This is a genomic window from Sediminitomix flava, assembly GCF_003149185.1.
Classification (GTDB): Bacteria; Bacteroidota; Bacteroidia; order Cytophagales; family Flammeovirgaceae; genus Sediminitomix; species Sediminitomix flava.
Window position 1 is genome coordinate 1 of sequence record NZ_QGDO01000036.1, and the last position, 1,261, is coordinate 1,261.

1 protein-coding gene is annotated in these 1,261 nt (G+C 30.9%); it reads right to left on the minus strand.

What is annotated here, in order from left to right; translation table 11 throughout:
• Window positions 1-627: 627 nt before the first annotated feature.
• Window positions 628-1,137, minus strand: coding sequence for a hypothetical protein (locus BC781_RS25380; RefSeq protein WP_146201797.1), 510 nt, complete (start codon window positions 1,135-1,137; stop codon window positions 628-630).
• Between the last annotated feature and the right edge of the window lie 124 nt (window positions 1,138-1,261).

Consider the following 1,261-nt stretch of genomic DNA (forward strand, 5'->3'; position numbering starts at 1 on the left):
ATGGAGATAAAACTAAAAAATACACCGAATAATTTTAAAGTAAATTCATTTCTAGTCATCAATATTGTCTATTATCTCATCAATTGCCCACAACGCCCTGAGCATGGTAACGCAGACAGGTTGCGTCGCAGGCTGCCTGTGAACTATGCTCCTTGTTGGGGCTCGTTTATTTTTTTTTGTTTAATTTTTTGCAGAACAGATTCAATTACAAACGATCGAAATGCTCTGAATTAATTTCGAAATTCAATTTAAAACGAATCAAAATCCATAAAAAACTCAAAAAAATCGATTTGAATTAAGTTTAAATTCCATGAAAATTAGAAAACCTAAAGTTCGATAAAATTAAATCGAATTTAAACTCTCTTATCACTTAAAAATTCGTTGACCATAAAGATCAAATTCCATAGAAATTGAATCAAATTTGCACTCACTTATCGTTTAAAAAAAACCGTTATTCGTTAAGATTAAATTCCATAAAAATTACAACTGAAATTATAATCTAAACGATAAATCTGTTTTGCTATTTGAACTAACTGAACAATGAGCCCCAACGATACGGGCATGGTTTTGTACTTAGGTCGTGTTGCTGGTAAGTGCGGTGTAAACTATGCCCCTTGTTGTAGCACGTTATTGATTTTTTATTCTCTCATTTTCTAAATTTATCATATATGCTTGAATTATTCTTGAGAAGTAACTTGAAGTATTTGGACATTTATAAGTTATATTCTCATCTCTATCAAATAGATAATATGATGCTGTCGTTATAGTAATTGTTTCGAATCCGCTTGGTGTATCAGCAGAATGAGTTGTTTTATACTGAAGTTTTTCGAAATCAAAAAGATATTTATACTTAGATGTATTCTGGTACTTATCTGAGTTAATATCTTTTCTCATAACAAATTCATATTTACCATGATATTCATTTGATACATGTTTTTTCATGTACTTGTCATAGCCTTTTTTCCCAGTTATAACACACAATAAAATGGTTTCTTCTGTTCCAAAATCAGGAGGAATAGCATCATTCTCTACAGTTATTTTAGAAATAGCTCTCATTTTAACGTATGCTCCACAAGAGGTACAAATAAACAGTATTGTTATTAAGAAGGTCTTTAAAATAAATGTTGTTAGTTTCATATCTGTTTTATGTTAAAATTTATGTGCTACAACGACTCGGGCATGGTGTCGCAGGCGGATTGCGTCGCATGACGACTGTGAACTATGCCCTTTGTTGTACCTCGTTTTTTATTTATTTAAAAAG